Genomic DNA, 26,411 nt, shown 5'->3' with positions numbered 1-26,411 from the left:
GCCATGATGATTGAAGTAGGTCCCGTATTGGTCAGTGAGGAGTTAATCAAAGAAGAGTTTGTATGCAACCTCGGCAAATGCCATGGTGCCTGCTGTGTAGAAGGCGATGCAGGGGCACCGCTGCAGCGGGATGAACTGGCGGTACTCGCTTCGGTGTATCCCAACGTAAAACCCTACATGACCGAAAAGGGCATCGCAGCAGTGGAGGAACAGGGCACGCATGTTGTCGACGTGGATGGCGATCTCACCACGCCGTGTGTAGACGGCAATAAAGAATGCGCATACGTCACCTGGGAAAACGGCATTACCAAATGTGCGATTGAAAAAGCCTATGAACGCGGGGAAATCAACTGGAAAAAACCCATTTCCTGTCATCTTTATCCCATCCGGACTACCGCCTACCCCGAGTTTGACGTGCTGCATTACGACCGCTGGCATATCTGCCATTCGGCTTGCTCGCTGGGCAGGGAACTGAAAGTGCCGGTCTATGCATTCGTTAAAGAACCGCTCATCCGTAAATACGGACAGAAGTGGTACGATGAGTTAGAAGAATCCATCGCACTGCTATAGGTTATTGTGGAATATCTTAGTATCTTGCGCCGGTTTTACGCACATGCTCAAACTAAGCGAAATACAAAAACCCATTGCCAACGAGTTGGCAATTTTTGAAGATAAATTCAAAGAGTCGATGCGGAGTTCCGTTCCGTTGCTCGACCGCATTACACATTATATCGTTAAGCGGAAAGGCAAACAAATGCGCCCGATGTTTGTCTTTTTTTCAGCAGGGTTGTGCGGGAGCATCAACGATGCTACACACCGGGGTGCCGCTTTGGTGGAGTTACTCCATACCGCAACCCTGGTACATGACGACGTAGTGGACAATGCGAACGTGCGGCGCGGCTTCTTTTCGGTAAACGCCTTATGGAAAAATAAAATTGCCGTGCTTGTCGGGGATTTTTTGCTTGCTAAGGGACTGTCGCTTTCAATCCGTAATCACGACTTCAGTTTACTCGAAATCGTTACCCATGCTGTGGAACAGATGAGCGAAGGCGAATTACTTCAAATTGAGAAAGCCCGTCGGATGGACATCGAAGAAGCCGTCTATTTTGAAGTCATCCGCCAAAAAACAGCATCACTCATCGCCTCCTGCTGCGCGTGTGGTGCGGCATCGGCCGGAGCCGACGCATCGATGATCGACCAGATGCGGCAATTCGGGGAGAAAGTAGGCATCGCCTTCCAGATTAAAGACGACCTATTTGATTTCGGTATCGATGACGTAGGCAAACCGCTGGGAAACGATATCAAAGAGAAAAAGATTACCCTCCCACTGATTTATGCATTGAAGCAGGTAAGCAAGTCCGAAAAACGATACATTATCAATTTGGTAAAAAACCACAGTGAAGACCCGAAAAAGGTGCATGAGGTCATTGCATTTGTAAAAGCAAATGGAGGGATGGAATACGCGGCGTCAAAGATGCTGACATATCAACAGGAAGCATTTGATATTCTGACCCGTTTTACTGCGAACAGCCATCGCAACGGGTTGGAGCAATTGGTAAGATACACAACTGAACGAAATAAATAACATGAGCAACGAACTTTTATTCTTTGGTGGCTTTTTAATCTTTATCGTGCTCATGCTGGCCATTGACCTAGGGCTTTTCAGCAAAAGCAATAAAGCGGTAAGTCTTACGCAAGCCGCCATCATGAGTGCCGTGTGGGTAACCTTCGCGCTGGTATTTTACGTAGTGCTGCGCATATGGGGGCATGAGCTGCACGATGTCCACGACTTCACCCGATTGGCTGAAATCACCCAGAAACACCTGCATAACATCCGCCTGATACCGGACGATTTCGCCGCCAGCCTGACCATCTATAAAAATAACCTGGCGCTGGAATACCTCACGGGCTATGTGGTCGAATACGCCTTATCCGTAGACAATATCTTTGTGATGGTTTTGATTTTCAGCTCATTCGGAGTGCCCGCAAAATATTACCATAAAGTATTAGTTTGGGGCATCATCGGTGCCATCATCCTACGTTTTCTATTTATATTTCTCGGCGCTGCACTGATCAGTCAGTTCGGGTGGATACTCTACATCTTTGGCTTTTTCCTGGTCTACACGGGAATCAATATGTTCCTGCACCGGAGCGAGGAAGAAGAAATTGACCCCCAGAATCATACGGTGGTGAAATTCGCTTCCAAATATTTTTCGGTATACCCCACTTTCGTCGGGGGGGATTTTTTTCACAAAGAAGCAGGCAAAAAGTATATTACCCCACTTTTCCTCGTATTGCTGGTTATTGAATTTACCGATCTAATTTTTGCAGTGGATTCCATTCCGGCTATTTTTGCCGTGACGAAAGACCCGTATATCGTCTTTTTCTCCAATATCTTTGCCATCTTAGGGTTGCGATCGATGTTTTTCCTACTGGTCAACATCATCCACAAGTTTCATTACCTCAAAACCGGTCTGTCGTTTCTATTGGTGTTTATCGGGGCCAAGATGTTGCTGCACCATTGGCTGGACGAGTGGGGCTTTACCACGTCGCATTCTCTGATTGTGATTGTCTCTATTCTCGCCGTCAGCGTAATAGCGTCATTGGTTTTCCCGAAGAAAGCAAAAACCGGGTAACCTTTTTAGATCAGCGGTAACGGACATCCTGTATATCCGGTGTCCGCTCAAACACCTGCTTGGCATACGGGCAAAGTGGTAATATCTTGAGGTTGTTTTCGCGAGCAAACGCGACCGCAGCCATTACCAATTGCTTCCCGATTCCTTTTCCCGAAAAATCCGGTTTCACCTCGGTATGGTCGATGATAAACTTATGATCCCCCGCCCAGGTGTAGGTCATCAAGCCTGCCTCTTCGCCATCAACCCATGCGCTGAATTGTCCTTTTTTGCCGTTGTCGTCTCGTTGGATTTCCATGTTTGCTATGTTAAGGTTGTTCTCGATAAGAAGTCCCGGTGTTCTGAAATAAAAATGCCCATTTATCCGTCTGCTCGGCAATGACCATTGCCGTCGGCTTGCCTGCCCCGTGTCCTGCCTTGGTCTCGATGCGGATCAGCACCGGATTTGTTCCAGCGTGGTATTCCTGCAGACGCGCCGCAAACTTAAAGGAATGTGCGGGCACCACCCGGTCGTCGTGGTCGGCAGTAGTGACCATTGTAGCCGGGTAAGCTGTCCCGTCTTTCAACGCATGATAAGGCGAATACGTGTACAAGTAGTGAAACATCTGTTCGTTGTCATCAGCGGTGCCGTAATCAAACGCCCAACCGGCTCCGGCCGTAAACTTGTGGTAGCGCAGCATGTCCAACACCCCGACTGCCGGGAAGGCCACTTTAAATAACTCAGGCCGCTGTGTCATCGCTGCACCCACCAACAGGCCACCGTTTGAACCGCCTGCAATACCCAGTTTTTCCGAAGAAGTGTACTTTTCGTTGATCAGGTATTCCGCAGCGGCAATAAAATCGTCAAACACATTTTGCTTCTGAAACTTTGTGCCGGCCAGGTGCCATTTCTCGCCGTACTCTCCTCCACCCCGCAGGTTGGCCACCGCATATACGCCTCCCTGTTCCAGCAGGATGATATTAGACGTGCTGAAAGAGGGTGTCAGGCTGATGTTAAATCCGCCATACCCATACAACAGGGTTGGGTTATTTCCATTCAGTTCCAGCCCCTTCTTATGCGTAATGATCATGGGAATTTTGGTGCCGTCTTTTGAGGTATAGAAAACCTGCTTGGATTCGTATTTGGTCGGGTCGAAATCCACTCCGGACGCTCTGAACAGTGTTGACTTGCCGGAAGCAATGTCATACTTGAAAATCGTGGGTGGGTATACATACGATGTAAAGGAATAATATAATTCCGTTTCTGCCCTTTTGGCTCCGAAACCGCTGGCAGACCCTACATCCGGTAATTCGATGGTCCGTTCCAGTTTACCCGACCGATCGAATTGCTGTACCAATGAGGTTGCATCTTTTAGGTAACTTGCGAAAATCTTTCCCCCACCTGTACCTGGCTCCAGCACGTTTTCGGTTTCGGGGATCAGGTCAACCCAGTTTTCCGGCTTAGGATTGGCTGCATCTACCGTTACAATTTTCCCATTCGGTGCATTTAAGTTGGTATAAATGAAAAGTGTTGAGCCGTCGTTATCGATGATTGCATGATCCTTCTCAAAATTATCCACCACGTTCACGATCGGACTACCTGCGCTGGAAAGATCCTGGATGTACAGTTCGCCACCGCTGGTGGTATTCGCCGCCGTGATAACCAGAAACCGCTCATCTTCGGTTAGGTATCCTCCGATGTAACGGCGGGGCGTGCTGGCTCCGCCAAAGACCAACACATCGTTATCCTGTGGCGTATTGAGCTTGTGGAAGTATAATTTATGCTGGTCGGTGATGCCAGAGAGCGTACTCCCTTCCTTGGGTTTGTCATAGCTGCTGTAATAAAACCCATCGTTGCCGCGCCATGCCAAGCCGCTGAACTTGACATCCTTCAGTGTATCGCCCACAATGGACTTGTCGTCCGCCCGGATTACCACCACTTTGCGCCAGTCGGATCCACCCTCGGACAGCTGATAAGCCACTAAGCTGCCATCTTTACTGAATGCGATACCAGCCAACGACGTGGTACCGTCAGCGGAAAATTTATTGGGATCCAAAAAAACTTCCACCTCACCATCGTCTCCTTTCTGCCGATACAGTACGCTTTGGTTTTGCAATCCGTCGTTTTTATAGAAATAAGTATAGTTTCCCTCTTTGAAGGGTGCGGAAAACTTTTCGTAGTTCCACAATTTCTCCAATCGCTTATAAATTGCATCGCGGAAGGGGATCTGTTCGAGGTAGTTCTGGGTCACCTTGTTTTCGGCTTCCACCCACGCCTTGGTATCGGCTGCGGTGTCATTTTCGAGCCAACGATACGGATCGGGCACTTCGGTACCGAAGTGGTTGTCCACTACATTCCCCTTTTGGGTTTCAGGATAAGGTAATAACGTCATATTTGATGCTGGGTCAATCGTTTTTTTTTGTTCCTGGCAAGCGGTGGCAACCATCGCTGCCAGCACAAGGATGTTTACGGTTCTATTCATGTTTGCAGGCAATATGTGCGAAACAAACTTAGGTAAAGTTGCTTTTATTTACAAACCGGGAAGGATTACTTTCGGCGATAGGATATATTTGGAATTCCCATTCCTTTTAATTAACTTAGTCTTATCATCCGATCTTTCGGTCAAAACCTTTTATTTTCCTTTATGTACGATAGCTATACTAACCGGGAACCTTCTTTATACTTTCTTCGGAGTGAGTCCACGGTGAGTCCACCTTAAGTCCAGGGTGAGTCCACCTTTTTCCATAAAAAACTGGACTCACCCTGGATTCAAGTCGGATACAATATAGATTCATAGTGAAGTAAGCACGAACTTGGTCTAAGCCAGGGGCTAACCAAGAAGCAATCTATTGTCCAAAAAAGAGGAAGGATTCCCGTCAGATTAGACTAAGGTACTAAATTAATTTAGATCGCCAAATTTGTGCTTTAAAGAAAAGGCTTTACGATAGAAAACAAGAAAAAGTGCGCGAAGGACAAACCTCCGCGCACTTAACGTAAAAACCTTTATGCACTTTGCGTAAAAAAAATCAGACGTCGTAGGTGGTTGAAGAAGTCTCTCCGCCACGTCCCGTCCAGTTGGTATGGAAAAATTCACCACGCGGTCTATCCAGGCGCTCGTAGGTATGCGCACCGAAATAGTCGCGCTGTGCCTGCAATAAGTTGGCAGGTAGCCGTTCGCAACGGTAGCCATCGTAATAAATCAATCCGGCACTTAAGCAAGGAACGGGAATCCCGTTTGTGACAGCAGACGCAATTACTTTTCTCCAACCCCCTTGTGCAGCTTCAATTTTCTCTTTGAAGAAATCATCCAGAATCAGGTTCTGCAAATCCGGATTTTTATCAAACGCCTCCTTGATTTTTCCCAAAAATGCGGAACGGATGATGCATCCTTCGCGCCACATAAGCGCAATGCTGCCATAGTTCAGTTTCCAGCCGTATTCTTTGGCCGCTGCAGCCATCATTTGATATCCCTGTGCATAGGAGATCACCTTTGCGGCGTACAACGCGTCGCGCAGGTCGTTAATAAACGCTTGCCGATCTCCGTTGAAAGAAGGCGTGGGTCCGTGCAGTACTTTCGAAGCAGCTACCCGTTCTTCTTTCAGGGCCGAAAGACAGCGGGCAAATACCGCCTCCGCAATCAGCGTGAGGGGAACTCCCAAGTCAAGCGCCACCGTTCCGGTCCATTTACCCGTACCCTTCTGGCCGGCGGTATCGAGGATCTTATCCACTAACGGCTGTCCATCTTCATCCTTAAATGCCAAGATATCGCGGGTAATCTCAATCAGGTAGCTATCCAACTCCCCTTCGTTCCATTCCTTGAATACCTCATGCATTTCATCGGGTGTCATACCCAGCACATCTTTCATGATTTGGTAAGTCTCATTGATCAGCTGCATGTCGCCGTATTCAATGCCGTTGTGCACCATTTTGACGAAATGGCCCGCACCGCCGTCACCTACCCAATCGCAACACGGGGTGCCGTCGGCAACCTTAGCGGCAATCGACTGGAAAATCGGCTTCACCGCGGGCCACGCAGCGGGAGAACCTCCCGGCATAATAGACGGGCCCAGCAAGGCACCTTCTTCTCCTCCGGATACACCGGTTCCGATGTAGTATAATCCCTTGCTCTCGACATATTTTGTCCGCCGTTCGGTATCCGGGAAATGGGAATTCCCCCCGTCGATAATGATGTCTCCTTGATCTAAATGCGGAATAAGCAATTCGATGAAATCATCCACAGGTTTACCGGCTTTTACCATCAGCATAACCTTCCGTGGACTTTTCAACGACTGGATCAAATCTTCAATGGAGGTAGCTCCATAGATGTTTTTACCTTTTGCCCGGCCGTTTACAAAACGTTCTACCTTGTCTACCGTACGGTTGTAAGCAGACACATGAAAGCCTTTGCTTTCCATATTCAGGATGAGGTTTTCCCCCATCACGGCGATACCAATAACGCCTATGTCAGATTTTGCTTGCATATTCCTTCTCAATTTGCTCCCAAAGTTATACTTTACATACGAAGAACAAATAGAAAAATGAGGAAAATTTGTAAACTGGCTATTGTTTCTGTATATCTGTTGCCAAATCCAGTTTTATTACATTTTTGTGCGGGAGGATGCGGAACATGCCTGTTTGGCCCATGGATTCGGAAATACCACCGACCAGTGCCTGCACCGAATACTGGTATCCTTCGAAGACACCTGTAACCGTCTGTTTTTCTACGTTTTTAAAAGGCAAAGCCTCCCGCTTCGGCGCATCCAGCTCGAAAAACCAGTCCAGCTGATTGTTTCCCTTAAGCGCTACATGTAATGCGTCTTCCGTTAATACCAAGGTCAGTGTGCCTGACACATTGGTAAGCGGCCATGAAATGTCAAGCCTTCCCCGTTTACGGCTGCGGATTACCGGTGTTCCTCCCGTTATCGATACTTCTTCACCCGAAATCACTGCTTTTAAGCGCAGTCCTGCCAACCGTTCCTGATCGCTCCACAGATAGCCATCAACAACAGGAAGCGTGAAAAACTGACATTCGTTGGTGGTGGTCACGCCCGTTGTATAAATGGAAGGAAAATCCTCATTGAACAGGTGAATATCGCGTATCCGGAGCGAGCCGTCTTCTTCCCAAAGCAGGTTTGTACGGTAAAACCGGCTGTTGAACCAGACTGTTTTTAGTTTACTATCTCCCAAATCATCCTTGACGGTCATGGCGGTTGCCGGTGTTACCTTATAGTTTTCCCTGAACCACGTTCCTGATTCGCCAAGCGTCTGTACCTCCAGCTTTCCTTCGTCCCTCAGTTTGGCGATCAAGGGAAACTGGATCTCCAGGCCCCGTGCCATGGCGTCCCACGTAAACGAATTTTCCTGCCCGGCTTGGGTGTAGGCAAATTCCATGGATTCCCCTTCGACCAATTCCCGGAAAAACCAATCGACCCATTCCTTATCGCCACCACCGAAATGGTATACAGGTTCCAGCGTAATCACACCCTGCCGATTGTGGCCTACGCCGGTATCGTATTGGCGTACGGGGTCGCTTCCCAACATCCTGAAAATCGGTACGGGAGTTTGGTTTTCTATCGTTTGGGCGGGCATATAGGAATTGATCTTACTGGGGTAATACGCTTGATTCCAATAGCCGCCCCACAGCGTGTAGCCATCTGTTCCGTATTGGTCCTTGCAATTGGCGGAAGCCACAATGTGGTATTTTTCATACAAGTAATTGAGTGTATGCGCATCGATAAACCAAGAGGCTACCGACTTGGGGTAATCCCCGAAGACGGCTTTGAAGTCGGCCATGTATACATCCACAAGCTTCTCGCGCTCTTCGGGCGTATATCCTGTAGCAAAGCCCACGTCGGCATGCCAGTCCCAGGGATAACGGCCCCGCCATTTTAACCCGGCCTTCTCCACCAAAGGTTGGGGAATCTCCCACCAGGCACCGATTTCATATTGGTCTTTCGGTAACCCGCCCAGCAATTTCTGGTAACGTCCGTCCATCAACGCATCGTATTGGAGCAGAAATGTACCCTTCAAATTATAGGCGTCCATGAGTTTTACTTGGTTAACTACTGTTTCATACAGCACTTCTTCGGTGATTTTTGGATCCCTGGGTTCGAGCAAACGGATGAAATTGACGATGTTTACGATATTGGGATTGGAGCGCTCCGCGCCGAGGACCGGAAAAGTTTTTCCGGCCCATAGTGCAAGCATCATACATGCAACCCTTACAAGTTTACCTGAGGTCACCCCACCTTTCACTAATACTGGATTTCTAACTAGCATATCACTTTTCCTTATTCCTTACAACTGGACAAACATAATTAATATGCACCTAATTCAGCAATACCGTGCTTCAACAAACCCCGGCAACCAGGTTTGACAAACTCATATCATTCTTTCTATTCCTCAACAAGAATATGCAGCCCATTGCCCTTGATGGTCAAAATCTCTCCGTTTTTAACTGTTTTAGGCTCCTCAAACGGTGCATACAAAGTGACTTGTTTAACTTTTCTACTGGTAAACTCCCAAGCGTATTGTTTCGTGTCGGCAGCATCGTTAGCCACAACCAGTGTTTGCCTCCCTGTCTTTAAATTTTCATGAACTTTGTAAATCAAGGCACTTGATGGTTTGAGGTTGCTGCCCTGTACCAATTTTGTCCCGGGCATTTCTCCGGGGTTGGTCCTTTGGATCGCAGAGGCAGGTTGGTTGTCCGCATCCGGTGTTTCATATTCCAGTACACTGGCAAATTGGTCGTCGTGGTAACGGCTCAGGAAGATATCTGCTGCCAGTATTTCTCTGATCCGTCCGACTTCTTTGATATAATTTGCCAAATCATTGTATATGGGTTGCTTTAAAGATCCTTGATATGAATCAGGCTCTACACAAATAACAGAGCCGGTGAGAACCGCTCCATTCACTCCCTTGAAATCACGGGGGGCTGAAATATGCTGGCACGATGTCCACTCTGGGAATACATAACGTAACGTGGAGACACCATATCTGTTTGAATTCCGGTAACCCACATCAAAATACGGTAGCAATCGGTCTAGCCCGAACTCGGAAGCCATCCGAAAATCGGGATTGATCTCCAAGCATTTTGCATACAATCGATCAATGGCTTGCACTAAGCCTTCACATAAGGCGACATCAGGTTTTAATTTGTTCAAAGGGTTAAAATCGAGCGAAGTGCCTACTACCAATTTGTCGATCTGGAATCCTGAAGCACCGTCTTTTACAAGTTGAAGGAAGTAACCCTCCAGTATTTCCTCTATCCGCGAGGTAACCGATGAACGGACATGGTAACGGGCGTTCAGCGAACGTCGAGCCAGTAACGTACCTTCACCCCAGGCCATCCATATCCCCTGATTCCCAAATTCATCCTGTGCCATGTATTTATGCAACTCCTGTTTGTACCAATCGGTACTTTTGTCCAATATGTTATAATTATTGAAAACAAGGCTACGACCGCCTCTTGCCTTTATGGATTTCAGCAAATCCTTAAACCCGGCATGCCCGCCTAACTTCTCCTCAGGAACGTATAATGGGTAATTCCTTTCTAATCCACCGCTGTCCCAACCGATCAGTTCATAGCAATTGATCCCGTATTCCTTCGCTTCCTTAGTCCATTGGTTGTAGCCTTCAAAATCGGTTACTATTCGGTCTTCGGGCTGGTAAATAATCGATGTGAACCAAGTTTTTTCCTTCCGAAGCCAGCTATCTGTTTTATCAAACGGGAAGTGCGACAGGAACCACTCACGGTAGAATTGTGAACCTTCATGCCAATCTCCTTCATGTGCGCGGACAATAAATTCACCTGATTCGAGCGTTTCACCTGATTTGATAAAAGGATAACGAACGTGTGAAAACACCAAGCCAACGGGTTTCCCCGCTGCCTGTTCTTTGGTAAACCAGGGATCATTTTCCCCCGTAACATCGGGCATCAAATAAGTATGCCAGGTACTGTAGCGGCATACCGGATCGTGGTATCCCATATACAGGCCCAATTCATTCTTTGCATCGTAAATATCCCACCAAGGCATTGGCATACCGGGATAATCCACCGACCATTCAGCAGCCTCCGCTCCAAGCCCTCGGCTACCCGGGTAATTCTGAAACAAACCAATGGTATGCCGACTGTCGGATGAATAGTTCGGAATTGCTAACTTTGCATCTCGATCATTACCAAAACCTGTCATACCACCAATGCGAGGAAACCAGAATTCAGAAATCGGGTGGCTGTCGTGATTGGTCAGCTTCGCCTTAAAAGACACATAATCTCCATGCAAGGTAATCCAATACGTCAAGTCAACTGGATAAGTTCCTTTGGGTGATTTCATTCCCGTAAAAACAACCGTAATCTGATGCCCGTCTTTTGTAACAGATACAGGTTTCTGTTCCATACCGTCTATGTAATTGCTGGCATAATCTTTTAGTGGAAGGCAAATTCTAAAATTCGCTTCAAGTTGGTTCTCCCCAATCAACTCACTTTGGTTCTTTTTAACAAAAAAAGAAGAAATGGCACCGGTTTGTGTATCTACCTTCAGCCTGAAGTTATCGTTTTCTATTTTAACAGACTGTGCATGCGCATTAACTACTGCGAATAGAAACAGCAGTATCATAATGGCTTTTGTATAAAGAAGTTTCACTTTCATATATAGGGTTTATTAAAATAAGGAAGCAGTAAATAAACTGCCTCCTTATTAAATTTACGTTAGAACATTGTCAATAACCCGGGTTTTGAACTAGGTTTTCATTTCTGTTCATTTCATCCCGCATGATGGGGAAAAAGTACATTTTGTCATCCCATATTCTTACATCTAAACTGTTATTAATTACAGTATATACGGGGGCACTCCATGTCGTTCCATCCGGCCGGAGATATCTTGTAACATTCTCATCTGTTAAATATTTGATATCCATTCTTTTCATTTGATGTGTGATTTCATCGGCAATCATCCAACGACGAACATCCCAATGACGGAATTCCTCAAAAGCAAATTCAATACGGCGTTCGTGACGGTATGCCTGTTTTAGTTTTTCGCCCGTTATCGAACTACTCAATTCGGGCTGTCCAGCTCTTTTGCGGATCAGGTTGATACATCGGCGCGCTTCAAGGTCATCCCCTAGTTCAATACAAGCTTCTGCATAATTCATCAACACCTCAGCGTAACGTATGTGACGGAAAGGTACCGTTTGCACTTCATATTCAAAGTCGACTGTGGGATCAATCGCTTTTCTAAGATAATACCCTGTTTTTCCGGCATTTGACTGATTTGTACTACCATACTCCGTATCCAACCCCCCTTTTTGCCTTGTAGTTCCATTTGATTTGAAAACGGAGCCCACCTGTATTTTATTGAAAGGATCTTCACTTTTTGTATTATCGGGACGTTGCAGCCAATCAGCTCCTTCATACAAAATCGTAGCATAAAAACGTGCATCCCGATTAACATACGGGTTAGCTTTGTGTATCGGATTAGACCAATCAAACTTACTTCCATCTTTCATTTCATAATCATCAACCAGCTCAGGGAGCGGATTATTTGCCCCGTGGCCGTTATAGCCATTAGGCGCAACGCGTAATCCGGGGGTATAATCGTCTTGCGCTTTCTTAGGAAAGTATTGCAACAAAATATCTTCGGTGGTACTTGTCATTGAATAGAAATATTTGGCCATGTTATCCGCGATGCTATCGGTCGGTGACGGATCTTTCAGGTACAAGTCATAATACCCCAAATCCATTAAATTTTTGGCGGCATCCCGGGCTAGGACCCATCGTTCTTGGGTTTTTGCCGTTGTATAGCCGAGTAATTCAGGATGGGCATAACCACTGGTTAGGACACCATTTCTTTCGGGGTTATGCAAATCACTGGCAGCGAAAAGCAATATTCTTGCTCTCAGCGCCAATGCAGCACCTTTCGTTGCACGGCCGATTTGATCAGCCGACAGCTCTGCGGGAAGAGGCAATAGCGCAACTGCTTCTTCAAGATCTTGCACAATAAAATTGATGCATTCTTCGTAAGTATTGCGTGGCAATTGGTGATCTTCATTGATACGTTCAAATGGCTTATCAATTAGGGGTACTCCGCCGTACAGAGAAATCAAAAGATGATACGTATAGGCACGAAGAAAATGGGCTTCTCCCTTTAACCGGTTCCACGCTCTATCTTCAGCAGGAGAATTTTCGGTTTTTACCAAAAAGATATTTGTTTTCCTGACAGCCGCAAACAGTGGGTCCCAAGTAAGATGCTGCGTATGCTGGGCTCCCCATCCGATGCCAATGGCGCCGTCCCACCACTCGGCTAGTCCGTCGGGAGTCACCAGCGATTTATTGAAATTGAAAAAATTCGCAAAACCACCGTAAAAGGCTTCATCAGTGGTCCCCGAAAGCCTAAGGTAATTAAATGGAAATCCCAATGATTCCCTATAGATAGTATTGATGAATGTTTCCGCAAGTGCTATATCCGTAAAAACATCTAACTCAGAGTATTCATTTATGGGTTTCGTGTCCAAGAAAGAGCTGTCGTTACAGGAAGGTAAAAAAGCCACAGTAAAAAACACCATCAAACCGATATACAATTTTCTTTTCATAATTCACTGTTTAAAAATCCAACATTAAACCAGCATTTAAAACTCGTTGCAACGGATAAGGCAAAGAAATAGTACTGGGATCAGATTCAGGATCAACAATCTTTGCTTTATCTACTAATAATAAATTAGATCCGTTGACATACAATCGCAAAGTTTTCGGTCCTATTTTACTGTTAAATATGGAGATATTATAACCAAGTTCTACACTTTTTAAGCGAATATAGTCTGAGTTTCTAAGCCAGAAAGTATTAGTTTGTGATCTCCAATATTGTGTATCCCCATCAAAGCTTCTGGGATAAGTAGCACCGGTATTTTCAGGCGTCCACCTGTTGTCGGCAAACTCCTGATAATAATTGCCAAGTATGCCCGACTCAGGTTTGATGTACATTTTTGCCCCGGCAGCACCTTGAATAAGAAGAGATAAATCAAAGTTTCCATATTGCAAGTTAATATTCATACCGCCCGTAAAACGGGGTACTGTATTAAAATCGTCCCTCACACGATCTAATCCGTCGATGATCCCGTCTTTATTGTAATCCTCAAAAATGACATCACCTGCACGTGCCCCTTCCCAGTGTGGATAAGCGTCCACCGCAGCCTGGTCTTTAAATATTCCGATTGCCCGGTAATACAAACCCGTATTCATAGGGTGTCCCGTCGATTGTTGCCATACCGGGGCACCCGGAGCTTCATCCCAGAAATCAATCTTATTTTTTGAATAACTACCATTAAGCGAGATGTGATAGTTGAAATTCCCCTCTCTGTTACCGTATGATATAGTCGCTTCAAAACCATTATTACTTACTTCACCGATATTCTCCCTCGGTAGGCTTAACCCGCTGGATTTAGGTACAGAAGCGTTCCGGGTCCAAAGAATATTTGAACGGTCGTTCATGAAGTAATCCAACGAAAAAGATAATTTGTGGTTTAATAAGGTAGCATCTAATCCGATGTTACGTTGGGTTGCTACTTCCCAAGTTACATCTGGGTTAGGAATACGACTTTCGTAAATCATTTTTTCATCGTTTGTGCCACCAAACGTATAAGCCTGAGGAAGAAAGGCATAGGATGATAAATATTGATATTCATTGATTCGGTCGTTACCCGTTTGGCCCCAAGAGGCCCGCAGTTTCAATTCATCAAAAAGACTGACTCTTTCCTTCCAAAACTTTTCTTCGGAGATACGCCATCCGGCCGAAAAACCAGGAAAAAATCCAAATTGTTTGCCGGGAGCAAAAATATATGAACCATCATACCTAAACAGGGCTTCCAGCAGATATTTCTGATGGAAATCGTAATTAATACGGCCAAAATAATTAGCCCGCTTGTATAAGGATGCAGATCCGTTATTAGACATATATTCATCGTCAGCCCCTGCAAATAATTGATCGATGGCTGTCGAAAGATAATTTCTTCGGAAGGCCGAAAAGTCATCGGAGAAACCTGACTGTCTTTCAGCCCCAAACATAATCTTCATTTTATGCGCATCCGCAAATGTATTTTCGTAGGTGGCAAACAGGTTAATGGTTGATCGATATCGGTTAACGGTTGATTCCGTTAGCTGGGCAGAGGTAATTCCTTTCGTTGCGGCTGTCAGCTGGTGATCATCACCCCCATCCCAAGAATATAATATCCAAGGTTTTTGGAATCGTTTGCTCAGGTTTACATGTTTATCATATGAAGCATTCCCTTGTACAGACAATCCATCAATCCAAGGAATATCAACGACGATCCTGGCGTTGGTTTCCAATTTATCCCATACACTTCTGTCGTAACCGGTAGCATCGGTAGTGGTAACTACGGGTTGATCCCCAAACTCAAGGTCAGGGCCGGGTTCTCCGGTAGGATAATATGCGGGGCGTGTAGGCATTCCTCTCATTAATGAACGCCAAATTCCACCGGCACCTCCTCCGTAACCCGGATTATTATACTCTTCCCGACTGGCTGCAACGTCAACCGAAATGGTAACAGATTTACTTATTTTTCCATCTAAATTACTACGGAAATTATACTGCTTGTAATCATTCGCGCTTTTTTTGTAATACGCATCCGAATATTTAGTTGCTCCGGAAATATAATATTTTAAGGCTTCGCTGCCGCCGGTAATCCTAATGTCCGCACTGTATTGTTTTGCAAATTTCTTTAATGTTTCATCGAACCAATCGGTATTCGGATGCCCCCATGGATCGGAGCCATCCCTATATTTCACTATGTCTTCTTCCGAAAATTGTTGAAAACGGCCTTTTGATTCGTCTTGGTAATAATGAAGCTCATTAATCATTGTTGCATAAGTTGCCGCATCAGCCATATCGGGAATACGGGTAGGCTGATTTACCCCACCACCTATATTCACGGAAATGCTGGAACTACCCACTTTCCCGCGTTTTGTTGTAATCAATATGACACCATTGGCAGCCTGTGCACCATAAATTGCAGCAGAGGCATCCTTTAAAACTGTGATTGACTCAATATCGGCTGGGTTAAGGCGGGCAAACTCACGGCCAGCAATACCATCCACAACAATCAACGGGCTGTTATTTCCAAGTGTGTTGGAACCACGGATGAGCAAGGTAGACCCATCAGCCCCAGGTTGACCGCTTCTTGTAATGGAAGTTAGCCCCGATATGCGTCCTGCTAGATTATTGGTAAGATTGGTTGTTGGCGAGGTCTTTATATCACTGCCTAACGCCGTAGAAATTGACCCCGTACTTGTCACTTTCCTTTGAGTACCATAACCTACGGCAACTACTTCTTCAATCCCGATAGTTTCTTCCTTCAAAATAACAGTAATCAAAGGTTGATTAGCTATTGTAACCTCTTTGGGAAGATAACCTACTGCACGGAATTCAAGCACCTGACCATCTACCGCAAGAAGTTGGAACCGCCCCTGGTCGTCGGTGGATATGCCCGTGGTTGTGCCCTTGATTAACACGGAAACCCCTGCAATCGGAGTTCCAAGCGAATCGGTGACTTGGCCCCGGACCTCGCGTTGCATGATCAGCTGCGGAGAAAGATGTGTCGCTTTTACGCCCGTGGATGTAGCTGCCATCGGCTTTTTTGTCAACACGATGACTTTTTCCTGGATTTGAAAACTATACGTTTTATTGTCCAGCAACTTATCCAATACTTCCGTGATTGGTTTATCGGTAATGGAAACGGTCACCGGGCCCAGCCCGTCGACATCCCGCATTTTGAAAAAAAAGGTGTATCCACTCTGCCTTTCGATACTGCGGATGGCTTCTAAAAATGGGGTATTACGCATTCTCAGTGTAACACGCTGGCCGAATACTTCGGCCGAAAGCTGCACACAGCAGAGGGTTAGTATGGCGATGGTTAGGTTTATGCGCATGATAACTCCTTTGCTAAAACTTGATAATCGTTTTAATTGCATAATTTTGCATTGTTTGGTTGTCATTCAATAAGATTAATTTGAAACTACTCTTGAAGATTCAGGCATACCAAATACCGGTCGGCAGTGTTACCAGCACTTCCGACCTTTCCTTGGTATTCCGTTCATGCTTATGTGATTGTCGTATTCATAATGGGTTTATTTAAGGTTAGTAAATCAATTTAAATCGTTATTTTCCTTTAACCACCAATTGGCGATCTGCTTTGATTTCGAAATCTACACCCGTTGCAGCCAACACCTTAAATACCGAATTCAATGTCATATCCATTGGAATCCTTCCCATAAATTTTTCATTGGTAGGCATGCCCTCATAGGACACTTTAAGATCATACCAACGCGCAAACTGCCTCATGACTGTGTGGAGATCGGTATTGTTAAAATAGAAAAAACCTTCCCTCCACGCCGTTATTTCAGCTGTATCGACTTCACTGACCTCAAAATTGTCATCCTGCAATACTGCCTGTTGACCAGGCAGTAACATCCGGCTTTTCGAATTGGCACGGGCTGCCCGCACGCTTACTTTTCCATGCACCAGTGTTGTACGGATCCCTTCTTCATCTGCATAAGAATTGATATTGAACGCGGTGCCCAGCACTTCGACTTCCTGACCATTACACAGGACAACAAATGGATGATCCGTGTCAGGCGAAACATCAAAATAACCTTCGCCATCTAGCTCGACGATACGCTTTCCTTTTCCGAATGGTGAAGGATATCGCAGCGTAGAAGCCGAATTCAGCCACACGGAGGTACCATCGGACAACGTAACCCGATACTTGCCACCTTTGGGCGTGGTCATCTCAAGCAGCGAGGCAGTTTGATCGCCGTCGGGTGATGCGGAGGGTGCGGCAATCAATTGTGAACCATCTTCGTATTGGATTTTTCCGTTGGCCAGCACAATACCCCTCTGTGCGTCACTGAGCTCAACAACGCGGCCATCGGATAGCGTCAATGTTGCCCGGTTACCCCCCGGTTGTACATCGTGTGCCACGTCACGTGTATCGTTTCTGTCTTGGAATTTCGCTTGCCACCAAAAGAAACCGAGCGAGCAACAGACAAACAGTATCGCAGCAGCAGCGATTGCTCTCGGCCAGGACAGGTTGCTTCTTTTTACCGGGATATGCTCAGGTTGTTTCATGAGTTGCCTGACCTTATCAAAAATACGGTCCTCTAAATCCTGTTCACTTTCAGCAAACGAACTCGGAAGAAAGCTTTTATCGTCGTAATAGCTGTTATACCAAGCCGTAAATTCAGCTTTTTCGGCTTCGGTGATCGTACCTTCCAGCCACTTCAGCGCCAACTTTTCGTAGTGCTCTTTTCCGCTCATAATTGGGTCCTTTACTGTAGATACCCGCAGTGAGCTTAATCCCTTAGTCTTCTCAAAAAAATTAAAGCAAGGTCATGAGAAAGCTGGCCAGCTTTGTACGTAAGATTTTGAACGCTTTGCCGAGATGTGCCTCCACGGTTTTCTCGGAAATACCGAGTTCTGTGGCAATCTGTTTCTGCGATAGACCCTTATCGCGGCTTAGTTGGAATACCAGGCGGCATTTTCGAGGGAGTTGTGCAACGGATAGCGCCAATTGGTCGCGCAGCTCCTCAAATGCCAGCCATTCCTGGGTTGAATCATCGATCTGATCACGGGTTACCAATGAATCGATGTATCGTTTCTGGAGATAATGTTTTCCAAGCGTTTTAATCACGCGGTATTTTACCGAAACGCTCAAATAAACCCCGACATCCAGGTCGTCTTTGAGGGTGATGCGCCTCCGCCACAGTGAAGCGAAGATATCCTGCACGATTTCCTCGGCATCTTCCGGATAGCCCAAGCGGTTGGCGGCGATGGCGAATAACTTCTTCCAGTATCGTTTGTAAAGCTCGGTAAAAGCAAGTTCATCGTTCTCTTTGAGTAAAACAAGTAGTTCGGAATCTGTATGTTGCTTTACCGATGACATAAAAGTCAGCTTTTAGTACGCCATGCAATACGATGGCTTCCGGCAGGTAGTACGCGCTGCTCGCCATTGGGCAATACCAAAGTAGCCGTACTGTTGGCAGGGAGAATAATTTCTATATCCACTCCCTTGCCTTTTTTCTTCCATCGGCTGGTAATTGCACCGTAAGGTCCTTCAAACGTCGCCTCGAAATGATCCAACCCTTTCACGAAATGAGGTTCAATGCGTACATGTTTGAATCCCGGCTGGTTTTCGTCGGGCTTAATACCTCCCAACCCCTTGAAAAACCAAGCACCGATCTCGCCGAACATCATGTGGTTGTCCGAAATATCACGCGTGGCATTCAAGTCCCAGTTTTCAAGCAGGGTTGTTGCCCCTGCAGCAACCCACGCTCCCCAGGAAGGATAGGTATCCCGGGAAGCCAGTGTATAGGCAAGATCCGCGTAGCCGTTTTCGCTCAGTGCGTTGAGAACGGCCTTCGCGCCCAGTACGCCCACATCAATGTGGTTACCATCCACCTCCACGCGCTCGGCCAACCGTTGGGCAACTTTAGCTACCAACGCCTCGGGAACGACATGCCACATCAACGGCATGCTGAGTTCTGTTTGGGTACCGGAGGCGTAAATACCCGTTTCCTGATTCAGGTATTTGTCGTTAATGGCCTGTTTGATAAAATCAGCCAACCGCTTGTATTGTTCGTGGTCGTCTTTTTTTCCAAGTAATCCGGCAGCCTTAGACAAAATAACCGCATCCACATAATAATAAATGGACGATGTAAGTTCGAGTGAAGACTGCGACTTTACCGGAACCCAGTCGCCTCTGCCCCAGGTTGTCAGTCCATTGGGACTGATCTGAGTGACGTAATCCACATAACGCTTGATGGCCTCGTAGTTTTCCGATAAAGGCTTGGTATCGCCATAGAAAAGATACAGGTTCCAGGGAATGATGGCAATGGTGCTGGTCCAGTCTGTGCCATTCGCCGTCCCATATCCCCATCCTCCCGTGGGAATGATATCGGGTAATACCCCATTGGGCTGTTGCTCGTCGCGGTGGTCAGCCATCCACTTTTCGTAAACTGTAATTCCATCAAAGTTGTACAGGGCTGTTTCGATGGCAAAGTGACCGTCGCCCGTCCAGCCGTTTTTTTCGCGCTGGGGGCAATCCGTCGGATAGCCGAAAAGATTGGATAGGTATGCATTATTGGTAGCCCATGCGATGCGGTCTATCAAGGGATTTGACGAACGGATCTGCCCAACTGCGGGGACGTCGCTGTGCATAAAATACCCGACCAAATCAGTCGTGTCAAGTTGTATCGGTTGACTGCTGGTTACCTCTACATACCGGAAGCCTTTATAATTAAAACTCGGCATAAAGGTCTCCGGTCCTTCGCCTTTCAGCGTGACAATGTCCGTCTGGAACGGATCGGTGTCATCCACCGGCCGGTAATATACATCGATATTCGATAGGTCTACCCGCCCGTCTTTGCCCAAGCGTTCGCCATGTTTGAGTCGCAATACGGTACCAGCAGCACCCGAGACCGTGAGTTTACTCACGCCTGCTATATTTCTGCCCAAATCAAACAGATACGTCGTATCATCAAAGCGGGTTACCGCTTTCGGCCGGATTTCTTCCACATTCCGGATGGGATGGAGTGTTTGGGCAACCACCTGTCGGGAGGGTGCGGAACGATAGGAAACACCTCGCCATTTGCTGTCGTCAAAATCGACCGTATTCCATCCGGCTTGTTCCAATCTTCCGTCGTAGTGTTCGGCCGTGTAAATGTTGTTTGATACAATGGCTCCGCTGCTCGTTTTCCAATCCCGCTCCGATACGATGGTTTCCGTGGTCCCATCTTCATAGGTAATGTGGAGATCCAGGCAGAATGCCGGGCGGTTACGCCAGGGCGCCCTGTCAAAGTTCCATACCGCCATGGCCTGGTGATTGTACCATCCATTGCCCAATACGACGCCCACCGCATTTGCACCCTGCTTAATCAATGCTGTGACATCATGAGTGACATAGAGCGTACGTCTATCAAAACGTGTATACATCGGGTCCAACCGGTGATTCCCCACACGTTCGCCGTTCAGGAACAATTCATAGAGTCCCGCAACTGCCATATATGCACGGGCTTGCTTGATCGGTTTGCCTGCCTGAAAAGTTTTCCGGAAATAAGGTGCAGGCCTGTGGTCTATGCCGTGCCCATCCGAAATCCAGGCACCTTTCCATTTCGAGCCCATCAGGCCGGTTTCAAAAGAAGCTACCGATGCATCCGAATACAGTCGACCGGTGGCATCCTTTCCTTGGATCGTCCAGTAATAACGGGTAAATGGTTTTAACATTTTTCCGTCATAGCAAACCAAGTTTACATCGGAAGCCCTTTCCCCGCTGTCCCATTGGTCAGCTTTTCCCTCACCCACCGCCACAGAATCCAATCCAACAACGATACGATAGGTGGTTTGCCGGGCACCCATACGATCGTCACGGATCTTCCATGTAAAGCGTGGATTGGGCGCATCTATTCCGATAGGATTGTCCAGATACTCACAGCGAAGATCATACACAATCCCCTCGGCGGCGGAAACGGATATATAAGAAAGCATGATAACAACCGCCTGAGAAAAACGAAAAAGCATACGCGAAAGGTCTATACAATTGGTCAAATATAACAATAAGATTCGAGTAGCCATACTGCACTGTCCTGTCAGTATATTCTTTCAAAACACCTATCAACACATTAATAATCAACCATATATACCGATTGAAGGGGACTAAGACTGGTATTCTTTCACGATGGGATCGTGGAAAGTCCAGGGCATTCCTATTACCGGTTTTTAGACCTGATGGCTTCAACGATTGTTTCGTATACGTTCTCAGGGAATACATTTGGTTGTCCATACCAAAAGAATGAATCATGACCTTCATACGTACCGGCTCTGATGTGCCTATTAGTGGGCAGGTAGCTGGATATGTCATTACAATAACCAGCTACCGAAACCATTTTATCAGGCCAAATTGCCTTAACACCCAAGCTGTATTCGGTGGTGGTTTCGCGCGAAATTCCTACTAATTTCCAATTACCGATGTTGAACGTTTGGATAAACACCGGCATTGTCTTCGGCATTTCGCCTTTCTGAATGTTTTGTAGCATCAGATCTGCCCAGCGGACATTTTTTTCCGCGCCCACATTGCCTTCCGATCCTTCATTGGCTGCCCGGAACTCCTTGATTTTATCTTCAGGCCAAGGCCGGCTGTCGAACTGCACGGTATCTAGATAAAAGGTAATGCTCCCCTCGATTTGCTGCATGGTGCCTTGGTCAAGCAGCCCGGTTACGGTTGCCGCGACTTTTTTTGCCGTAACCCGGTGATCGACGTCAATGGGATTGATATCACCGCCGCACCCCTGCAGAAACATGGCCGATCGGACCTGCGAATGGTGCAGCAGCAATTCACGGGCAACGCCGGGATAATTCGGACTGATTGTGATGTCTTCTTTGCCCGAGTTATCCGAAACCGGATGGCATCCCGCCAGAAACACAATATCGTCTTGATCAAGATGTTCGTAATCTACACGGATCACGTCAAGGGCTTGGTCATAAGGGGGATCAGCTTCCGGTAGGCTTCGATTACGGCCGATTTGAGCCGCTGATCTCCCCACATATAGATTTGCCGGTTGCAGAGACCGTTCAGCTTGCCGGAGGGCATCCATGATGCCGGCTTTTACTACGGTATACAGGTAAGTGCTGTCTGGCTTTTGGCAATGCGGCCCCCACGTTAGCCATCGCTGCGTAACGGGTGCAAAATGGGTGTGCGATGCATTCACCATCACCGCAGCGGGTGATATCCCGAATGTCTGTTGGATATCTCGTTTGACGGCGTTCACAAAGTCGGCATCAAACCCGCAGACATCTGCTCCCAATATGGCAACCCGCTGTTTGTCCTGCTGTACAAGCAACGCACCTACGGTGAGTTGGTTCACGCTGCTATGACGCGCCTGGTACAATACACCTGCATGATCCAACGCCCAATATCCGCTTCCTGATGCTATCAGGAGCTGAATGTCCTGGCGATATGTGATGCCGTTCGATATCGCAATCCGTACCCAATCAGTATCCGGCATATAGCGAAGTATCTCCTGCTTGTCAGTAAGTGCATACAGTTGACGTTGGTCGGACATCACATCTATGGCCCCACTGCATGTTACCAGTGGATGCCATACCAGGGATCCATCACGGTCTTCAGCCGTCCATAACACTCCGGCCGTATCCAGCAGTACAAATCGGCCGTCATGGTAAGACAAGGCCTGCGGCGCCATCTGCACACTGCCCACCCGCCTCCAACGGATGTTACCCCCGCGCGGCGCGGCAGCTTCTAGTAATTCATTGCGTGCATCCAACGCAAACAGCCGGTTGTTTCCTGCGGTCAGCAGCTTGATATACCTATCTTGGCGGAGCACAAAAGCTCCGCTTTCAAATTTGTCCAAGTCAACCTCACCCACATTACCTCCCACCAGGGTATACAACTTGCCTGAAATCATGGCGGCATCAGAAACAGCACCCAACCTACCTCGCTCCTTCCACTCAAGGGAGAACCGCCCCCCTCTTGGTATACCATAGCCTGCAAGCGCCAAGGAAAGGATATTTTCACCCGGCTCGATGGATGATTCGCCTTTTCCCACCCGGTACTCATATTGAGCGAATGAAACTGAGTGAACTCCCACCAGCCCTAGCAACCACAGGCAACCCGTGACTTTGAATCTGAATTTTCCGTTCTTACACATTTTTGGTATTTTTTCAGTGCTGATCCCCTGGATTTACTGTATAGGCGATTCGGCTATTCCGGAAACCATGATCTAAGAAATTGCTCGGTTGTGCCGTTGTAATATGCTTCTGCAAGAAACTCGGCTCCCATTTGGTTACCCCATGAGTAATTGATGATTAGCTTTCCGCGATACTCACAGAAATCAAGATCCGAATTATTCGTGTTGTCGGCTTCGGCAATCTTCGGACGGAATTGCATGTCCAAAGCCGTATTGAAAATCTTCTTGTCTTCGGGTGACGAACGCAATACCGGGTTCAACGGGCTGGCTTCCCAGTGAATAAAATCCTGCGAACGGACCACCCTCATCTCGAATCCATTATACATTTCCAAATAGAAATTATAATAATATCCATCAAGATAACGCAAACAATGGGGAGCCGTATACCGATCCATGGCATAGTTATGGATTTCGGGCAGTATATCCCAATGCTTTAGGTCTGGCGAGGTGGCAAACCGTGCCGTAAAACCGACACCGGCAGGTGGCCCACCGATTTCAAACATCAGCACATATCGTTTTCCATCGTGTATGAGTGACGTATTGAAAATCTGGTAACCTGGCAATTCAAAAGCAACCCATTCTTCCCATGCATCCAAATTGTTGGATGTGAAAATGTGGATTTTGTCTGCGCCCCAATCGTCTACTCCTGTTACGATCACGTTATTCCGGTGTACGTATGCACTGCCAAGATGAAATCCGGCAGCAAACGATGCAGTAGGTTTCCGTGTTTTGTGCGATACAAATCTGAAATAAGAATCGCCTGTATGGTTATCCCAATACCGCTCCCTAACATATTCAAAACGGTAGACTTTCTTATTAAATACAACGGGGGTTGTTTCCACCAGATCGCAATCGATGGTTCCCAGTTTTATAATCTCAGCGGGATTCTTATCCCTGCCTTTTTGCCCCATAGCCGGGGAACTTATCAATACTGATACGACACCCCATGCCAAAAAAGCTAGGATGTGATCAGCTAACTGCGATTTTATCTTGTTCATTATACTTCCTGACTTAATAACTTATTTTTTTCAAAACGATCAATCATCCACCAGCAGAACCATTCCTGTCTCGGCAAATGGAATGGCCCCTTGAACAAATTCCCCTTCGCGGTCTGCGCCAGTGTGCCATCGCGATGCAGGTAACCAAACCATTCGCCATATTCTTTATCATGGAAATGGCCATACGCATAATTATGTACCTGTTCGTGTATTTTTGCATACTTCTCGTTACTGGTAAGCAAATAGGCCAACAGCGCCGCGATAATCAGTTCATTATGCGGCCACCAGAACTTCATATCATGGTAATATTCCTGTACGGGCTTGCCGAATACATCCCTGAAATAATAGATGCCACCGTAGTCCGTATCCCAAGCACGTTCCCATATGTAATCAATGATTTTGGTTCCGAGCGCTATCAGCCTTTCATCGTTATCAAGATGCTGTGCCTGGTTCAAAATAAACCATGCTGCTTCTATCGCATGCCCGGGCAGATGGGTGCGACCGTCAATGTGGTCAATGATGCTTCCATCGGGCGCCACTTGTTCCATCACACAACGCAAATCGTCTTTAACGAAGTCCCGCTCGATTTCTTCGATCCACTTCATAATGTATGTGTCACATCTCGGATCTCCTATGGTATCACGAAGCTGCTGGGCTGTATTGATCAGTATCATAGGCACACCGATCCCTTTAGCTGGCCGTACGTCCGTAAATTTAGGTGTCAGCAAGCCGGGCTGTTCTGCATATTCGATGCACTTGCCAAAAAGCTGACGCGCCTTATCCGCTATTTGGGCGTCACCGCTAGCTTTGGCGTAAGCTGCATACCCGATGACTGCAAACGTTTCCGAAAAGAAATACCTTCGCTTCCTGATTGGCTTACCATCCCGCGTAAGATGGAAAAACATCTGCCCATCTGTGTCAAAACCAAATTTTTCAAGAAACTCAATACCTGTTTTTGCCCCCAGTAACCATTCTTCTTTTTTCTCCACCGTATTATATAGGGTAGCCAGCAGCCAGCAAAACCGTCCCTGTATCCATACCGCTTTATCATCGTCTATTAAGGAACCATCGCGATCCCTCATCAGCAGATACCCTCCATATTGGTGGTCTATTGAACGGGGGAACCAAAAAGGCAGGGTATCGCCAAGCAACTGGTCCAGGTAAAAATTTTTATACGTTGAAAGGTCTTTCATCATTACTATAAATGCGTACGAATTGATTTAATTCAGATGATCCAATACTTTTTTGACACTTCCGTGCTGGATCAACAATGCCTTTGCATCTCCATACACTGCGATGCCGCCGAGTTCCATTACCATTCTCACTGCACGATCGATGATTTTATCGTTAATTAATTTTACGTTTACCATACGATTGTCTATGACACGACCTAATTGGATCATGGCTGTGGTACTTATCATGTCAAATATCATTTTTTGTGCAGTACCGCACTTCATCCGTGTGCTTCCGGTGATAAATTCGTTGCCTGTAATGACCTCAACCGGAAATTCCACGATCTCTGCTATCGGCGACCCTAGGTTACTCACGATGCATCCTGTTGTAATTCCATGCTGATTGCACTGTCCCAATGCTCCCAGAACAAAGGGAGTCGTGCCACTTGCCGATATGCCTACCACCATATCTTTATCCGACAACCGATACCCAACCAACGCTTCCCAACCCGCGTATACTTCATCTTCTTTTTCTTCGAGCGCATCGGCTAACCGGTCAATGCCTCCGGCAAGCACTGCATTGAACACACCTTTCTCAATGCCATATGTCGTAGGCAATTCGATAACGTCGAGTACCGATAGTCTTCCACCGCTACCTGCCCCTACATAAAACAGCCTTCCTCCTTTTTTGATCTTTTCAACGATGGCTCCGATCAGTGTATTAATCTGCGGCAAGGCCTTTTCTATGGCTTGAGCGACAGTCTTGTCTTCTGTATTGATATCCCTTGTGATTTCTGCTATCTGCTTTTTCTCCAGATGCCTATATGGCGACGGACGTTCCGTAATTTTTTCCATACTGATTTT

17 protein-coding genes are annotated in these 26,411 nt (G+C 46.7%); 3 read left to right on the top strand and 14 right to left on the bottom strand.

The features are described 5' to 3' along the window. Positions 1–6: 6 nt before the first annotated feature. From IEX60_RS00790 to IEX60_RS00780, 3 genes are read left to right on the top strand one after another with little or no spacing between them, the layout of a single operon-like run. Positions 7–570: a DUF3109 family protein gene (locus IEX60_RS00790; RefSeq protein WP_188747536.1), complete on the top strand. Its 564-nt coding sequence runs from the start codon at positions 7–9 to the stop codon at positions 568–570. A gap of 43 nt (positions 571–613) precedes the next feature. Next, positions 614–1,585 carry a polyprenyl synthetase family protein gene (locus IEX60_RS00785; protein ID WP_188746415.1) on the top strand — a complete coding sequence of 324 codons (972 nt, stop codon included), beginning with the start codon at positions 614–616 and terminating at the stop codon, positions 1,583–1,585. A 1-nt stretch (position 1,586) separates the two neighbouring features. After that, positions 1,587–2,636, top strand: coding sequence for a TerC family protein (locus IEX60_RS00780; protein WP_188746413.1), 1,050 nt, complete (start codon positions 1,587–1,589; stop codon positions 2,634–2,636). A gap of 10 nt (positions 2,637–2,646) precedes the next feature. Here IEX60_RS00780 and IEX60_RS00775 read toward each other — a convergent pair whose 3' ends face one another. From IEX60_RS00775 to IEX60_RS00710, 14 genes are all read right to left on the bottom strand, one after another. After that, a complete protein-coding gene (locus tag IEX60_RS00775; RefSeq protein ID WP_188746411.1) occupies positions 2,647–2,931 on the bottom strand; it encodes a GNAT family N-acetyltransferase in 285 nt (94 codons plus the stop codon). A gap of 10 nt (positions 2,932–2,941) precedes the next feature. Beyond that, on the bottom strand, positions 2,942–5,095 hold the full coding sequence (locus tag IEX60_RS00770) for a prolyl oligopeptidase family serine peptidase (protein WP_188746408.1): 2,154 nt from the start codon (positions 5,093–5,095) through the stop codon (positions 2,942–2,944). Positions 5,096–5,639: 544 nt separating this feature from the next. Next, positions 5,640–7,094, bottom strand: coding sequence for a decarboxylating NADP(+)-dependent phosphogluconate dehydrogenase (gene gnd, locus IEX60_RS00765; protein WP_188746406.1), 1,455 nt, complete (start codon positions 7,092–7,094; stop codon positions 5,640–5,642). A 79-nt stretch (positions 7,095–7,173) separates the two neighbouring features. Continuing rightward, positions 7,174–8,823, bottom strand: a complete 1,650-nt coding sequence (locus IEX60_RS00760) for a DUF3863 domain-containing protein (protein ID WP_188746404.1) — start codon at positions 8,821–8,823, stop codon at positions 7,174–7,176. A 185-nt stretch (positions 8,824–9,008) separates the two neighbouring features. Beyond that, positions 9,009–11,261, bottom strand: a complete 2,253-nt coding sequence (locus IEX60_RS00755; protein WP_188746402.1) for a DUF6259 domain-containing protein — start codon at positions 11,259–11,261, stop codon at positions 9,009–9,011. Positions 11,262–11,331: 70 nt separating this feature from the next. Beyond that, a complete protein-coding gene (locus IEX60_RS00750) occupies positions 11,332–13,173 on the bottom strand; it encodes a RagB/SusD family nutrient uptake outer membrane protein (RefSeq protein WP_229717400.1) in 1,842 nt (613 codons plus the stop codon). A gap of 37 nt (positions 13,174–13,210) precedes the next feature. Further along, a complete protein-coding gene (locus tag IEX60_RS00745) occupies positions 13,211–16,615 on the bottom strand; it encodes a TonB-dependent receptor (protein WP_229717335.1) in 3,405 nt (1,134 codons plus the stop codon). Between the two features lie 163 nt (positions 16,616–16,778). Further along, the gene (locus IEX60_RS00740) at positions 16,779–17,936 is read right to left on the bottom strand and encodes a FecR family protein (RefSeq protein ID WP_188746398.1); all 1,158 of its coding nucleotides are present in this window, start codon (positions 17,934–17,936) and stop codon (positions 16,779–16,781) included. Positions 17,937–17,997: 61 nt separating this feature from the next. Next, positions 17,998–18,561: an RNA polymerase sigma-70 factor gene (locus IEX60_RS00735; protein WP_188746396.1), complete on the bottom strand. Its 564-nt coding sequence runs from the start codon at positions 18,559–18,561 to the stop codon at positions 17,998–18,000. Positions 18,562–18,566: 5 nt separating this feature from the next. Then, entirely contained in the window at positions 18,567–21,194 is a 2,628-nt protein-coding gene (locus tag IEX60_RS00730; protein ID WP_188746394.1) for an alpha-L-rhamnosidase, read from the bottom strand. A gap of 188 nt (positions 21,195–21,382) precedes the next feature. Continuing rightward, positions 21,383–23,338, bottom strand: coding sequence for a PQQ-like beta-propeller repeat protein (locus IEX60_RS00725; protein WP_188746392.1), 1,956 nt, complete (start codon positions 23,336–23,338; stop codon positions 21,383–21,385). A 53-nt stretch (positions 23,339–23,391) separates the two neighbouring features. Beyond that, positions 23,392–24,375, bottom strand: a complete 984-nt coding sequence (locus IEX60_RS00720; protein ID WP_188746390.1) for a hypothetical protein — start codon at positions 24,373–24,375, stop codon at positions 23,392–23,394. Further along, positions 24,375–25,571: an AGE family epimerase/isomerase gene (locus IEX60_RS00715; RefSeq protein WP_229717334.1), complete on the bottom strand. Its 1,197-nt coding sequence runs from the start codon at positions 25,569–25,571 to the stop codon at positions 24,375–24,377. The genes IEX60_RS00720 and IEX60_RS00715 overlap by 1 nt, the downstream gene beginning before the upstream one ends. Positions 25,572–25,595: 24 nt before the next feature. Next, entirely contained in the window at positions 25,596–26,402 is an 807-nt protein-coding gene (locus tag IEX60_RS00710) for an N-acetylmuramic acid 6-phosphate etherase (protein WP_188746388.1), read from the bottom strand. Between the last annotated feature and the right edge of the window lie 9 nt (positions 26,403–26,411).

This window comes from Parapedobacter defluvii (assembly GCF_014642075.1).
Lineage (GTDB): Bacteria > Bacteroidota > Bacteroidia > Sphingobacteriales > Sphingobacteriaceae > Parapedobacter > Parapedobacter defluvii.
Note: the sequence above shows the minus strand (reverse complement) of the source record. Positions and strands in the feature narration are given on the sequence as shown.

Excerpts from the sequence above, each read along its gene's own strand:
- IEX60_RS00790 (WP_188747536.1), top strand. The coding sequence starts at position 7 with ATGATTGAAGTAGGTCCCGTATTGGTCAGTGAGGAGTTAATCAAAGAA.
- IEX60_RS00785 (WP_188746415.1), top strand. The coding sequence starts at position 614 with ATGCTCAAACTAAGCGAAATACAAAAACCCATTGCCAACGAGTTGGCA.
- IEX60_RS00780 (WP_188746413.1), top strand. The coding sequence starts at position 1,587 with ATGAGCAACGAACTTTTATTCTTTGGTGGCTTTTTAATCTTTATCGTG.
- IEX60_RS00775 (WP_188746411.1), bottom strand. The coding sequence starts at position 2,931 with ATGGAAATCCAACGAGACGACAACGGCAAAAAAGGACAATTCAGCGCA.
- IEX60_RS00770 (WP_188746408.1), bottom strand. The coding sequence starts at position 5,095 with ATGAATAGAACCGTAAACATCCTTGTGCTGGCAGCGATGGTTGCCACC.
- gnd (WP_188746406.1), bottom strand. The coding sequence starts at position 7,094 with ATGCAAGCAAAATCTGACATAGGCGTTATTGGTATCGCCGTGATGGGG.
- IEX60_RS00760 (WP_188746404.1), bottom strand. The coding sequence starts at position 8,823 with ATGATGCTTGCACTATGGGCCGGAAAAACTTTTCCGGTCCTCGGCGCG.
- IEX60_RS00755 (WP_188746402.1), bottom strand. The coding sequence starts at position 11,261 with ATGAAAGTGAAACTTCTTTATACAAAAGCCATTATGATACTGCTGTTT.
- IEX60_RS00750 (WP_229717400.1), bottom strand. The coding sequence starts at position 13,173 with ATGGTGTTTTTTACTGTGGCTTTTTTACCTTCCTGTAACGACAGCTCT.
- IEX60_RS00745 (WP_229717335.1), bottom strand. The coding sequence starts at position 16,615 with ATGACAACCAAACAATGCAAAATTATGCAATTAAAACGATTATCAAGT.
- IEX60_RS00740 (WP_188746398.1), bottom strand. The coding sequence starts at position 17,936 with ATGAGCGGAAAAGAGCACTACGAAAAGTTGGCGCTGAAGTGGCTGGAA.
- IEX60_RS00735 (WP_188746396.1), bottom strand. The coding sequence starts at position 18,561 with ATGTCATCGGTAAAGCAACATACAGATTCCGAACTACTTGTTTTACTC.
- IEX60_RS00730 (WP_188746394.1), bottom strand. The coding sequence starts at position 21,194 with ATGCTTTTTCGTTTTTCTCAGGCGGTTGTTATCATGCTTTCTTATATA.
- IEX60_RS00725 (WP_188746392.1), bottom strand. The coding sequence starts at position 23,338 with ATGTGTAAGAACGGAAAATTCAGATTCAAAGTCACGGGTTGCCTGTGG.
- IEX60_RS00720 (WP_188746390.1), bottom strand. The coding sequence starts at position 24,375 with ATGAACAAGATAAAATCGCAGTTAGCTGATCACATCCTAGCTTTTTTG.
- IEX60_RS00715 (WP_229717334.1), bottom strand. The coding sequence starts at position 25,571 with ATGATGAAAGACCTTTCAACGTATAAAAATTTTTACCTGGACCAGTTG.
- IEX60_RS00710 (WP_188746388.1), bottom strand. The coding sequence starts at position 26,402 with ATGGAAAAAATTACGGAACGTCCGTCGCCATATAGGCATCTGGAGAAA.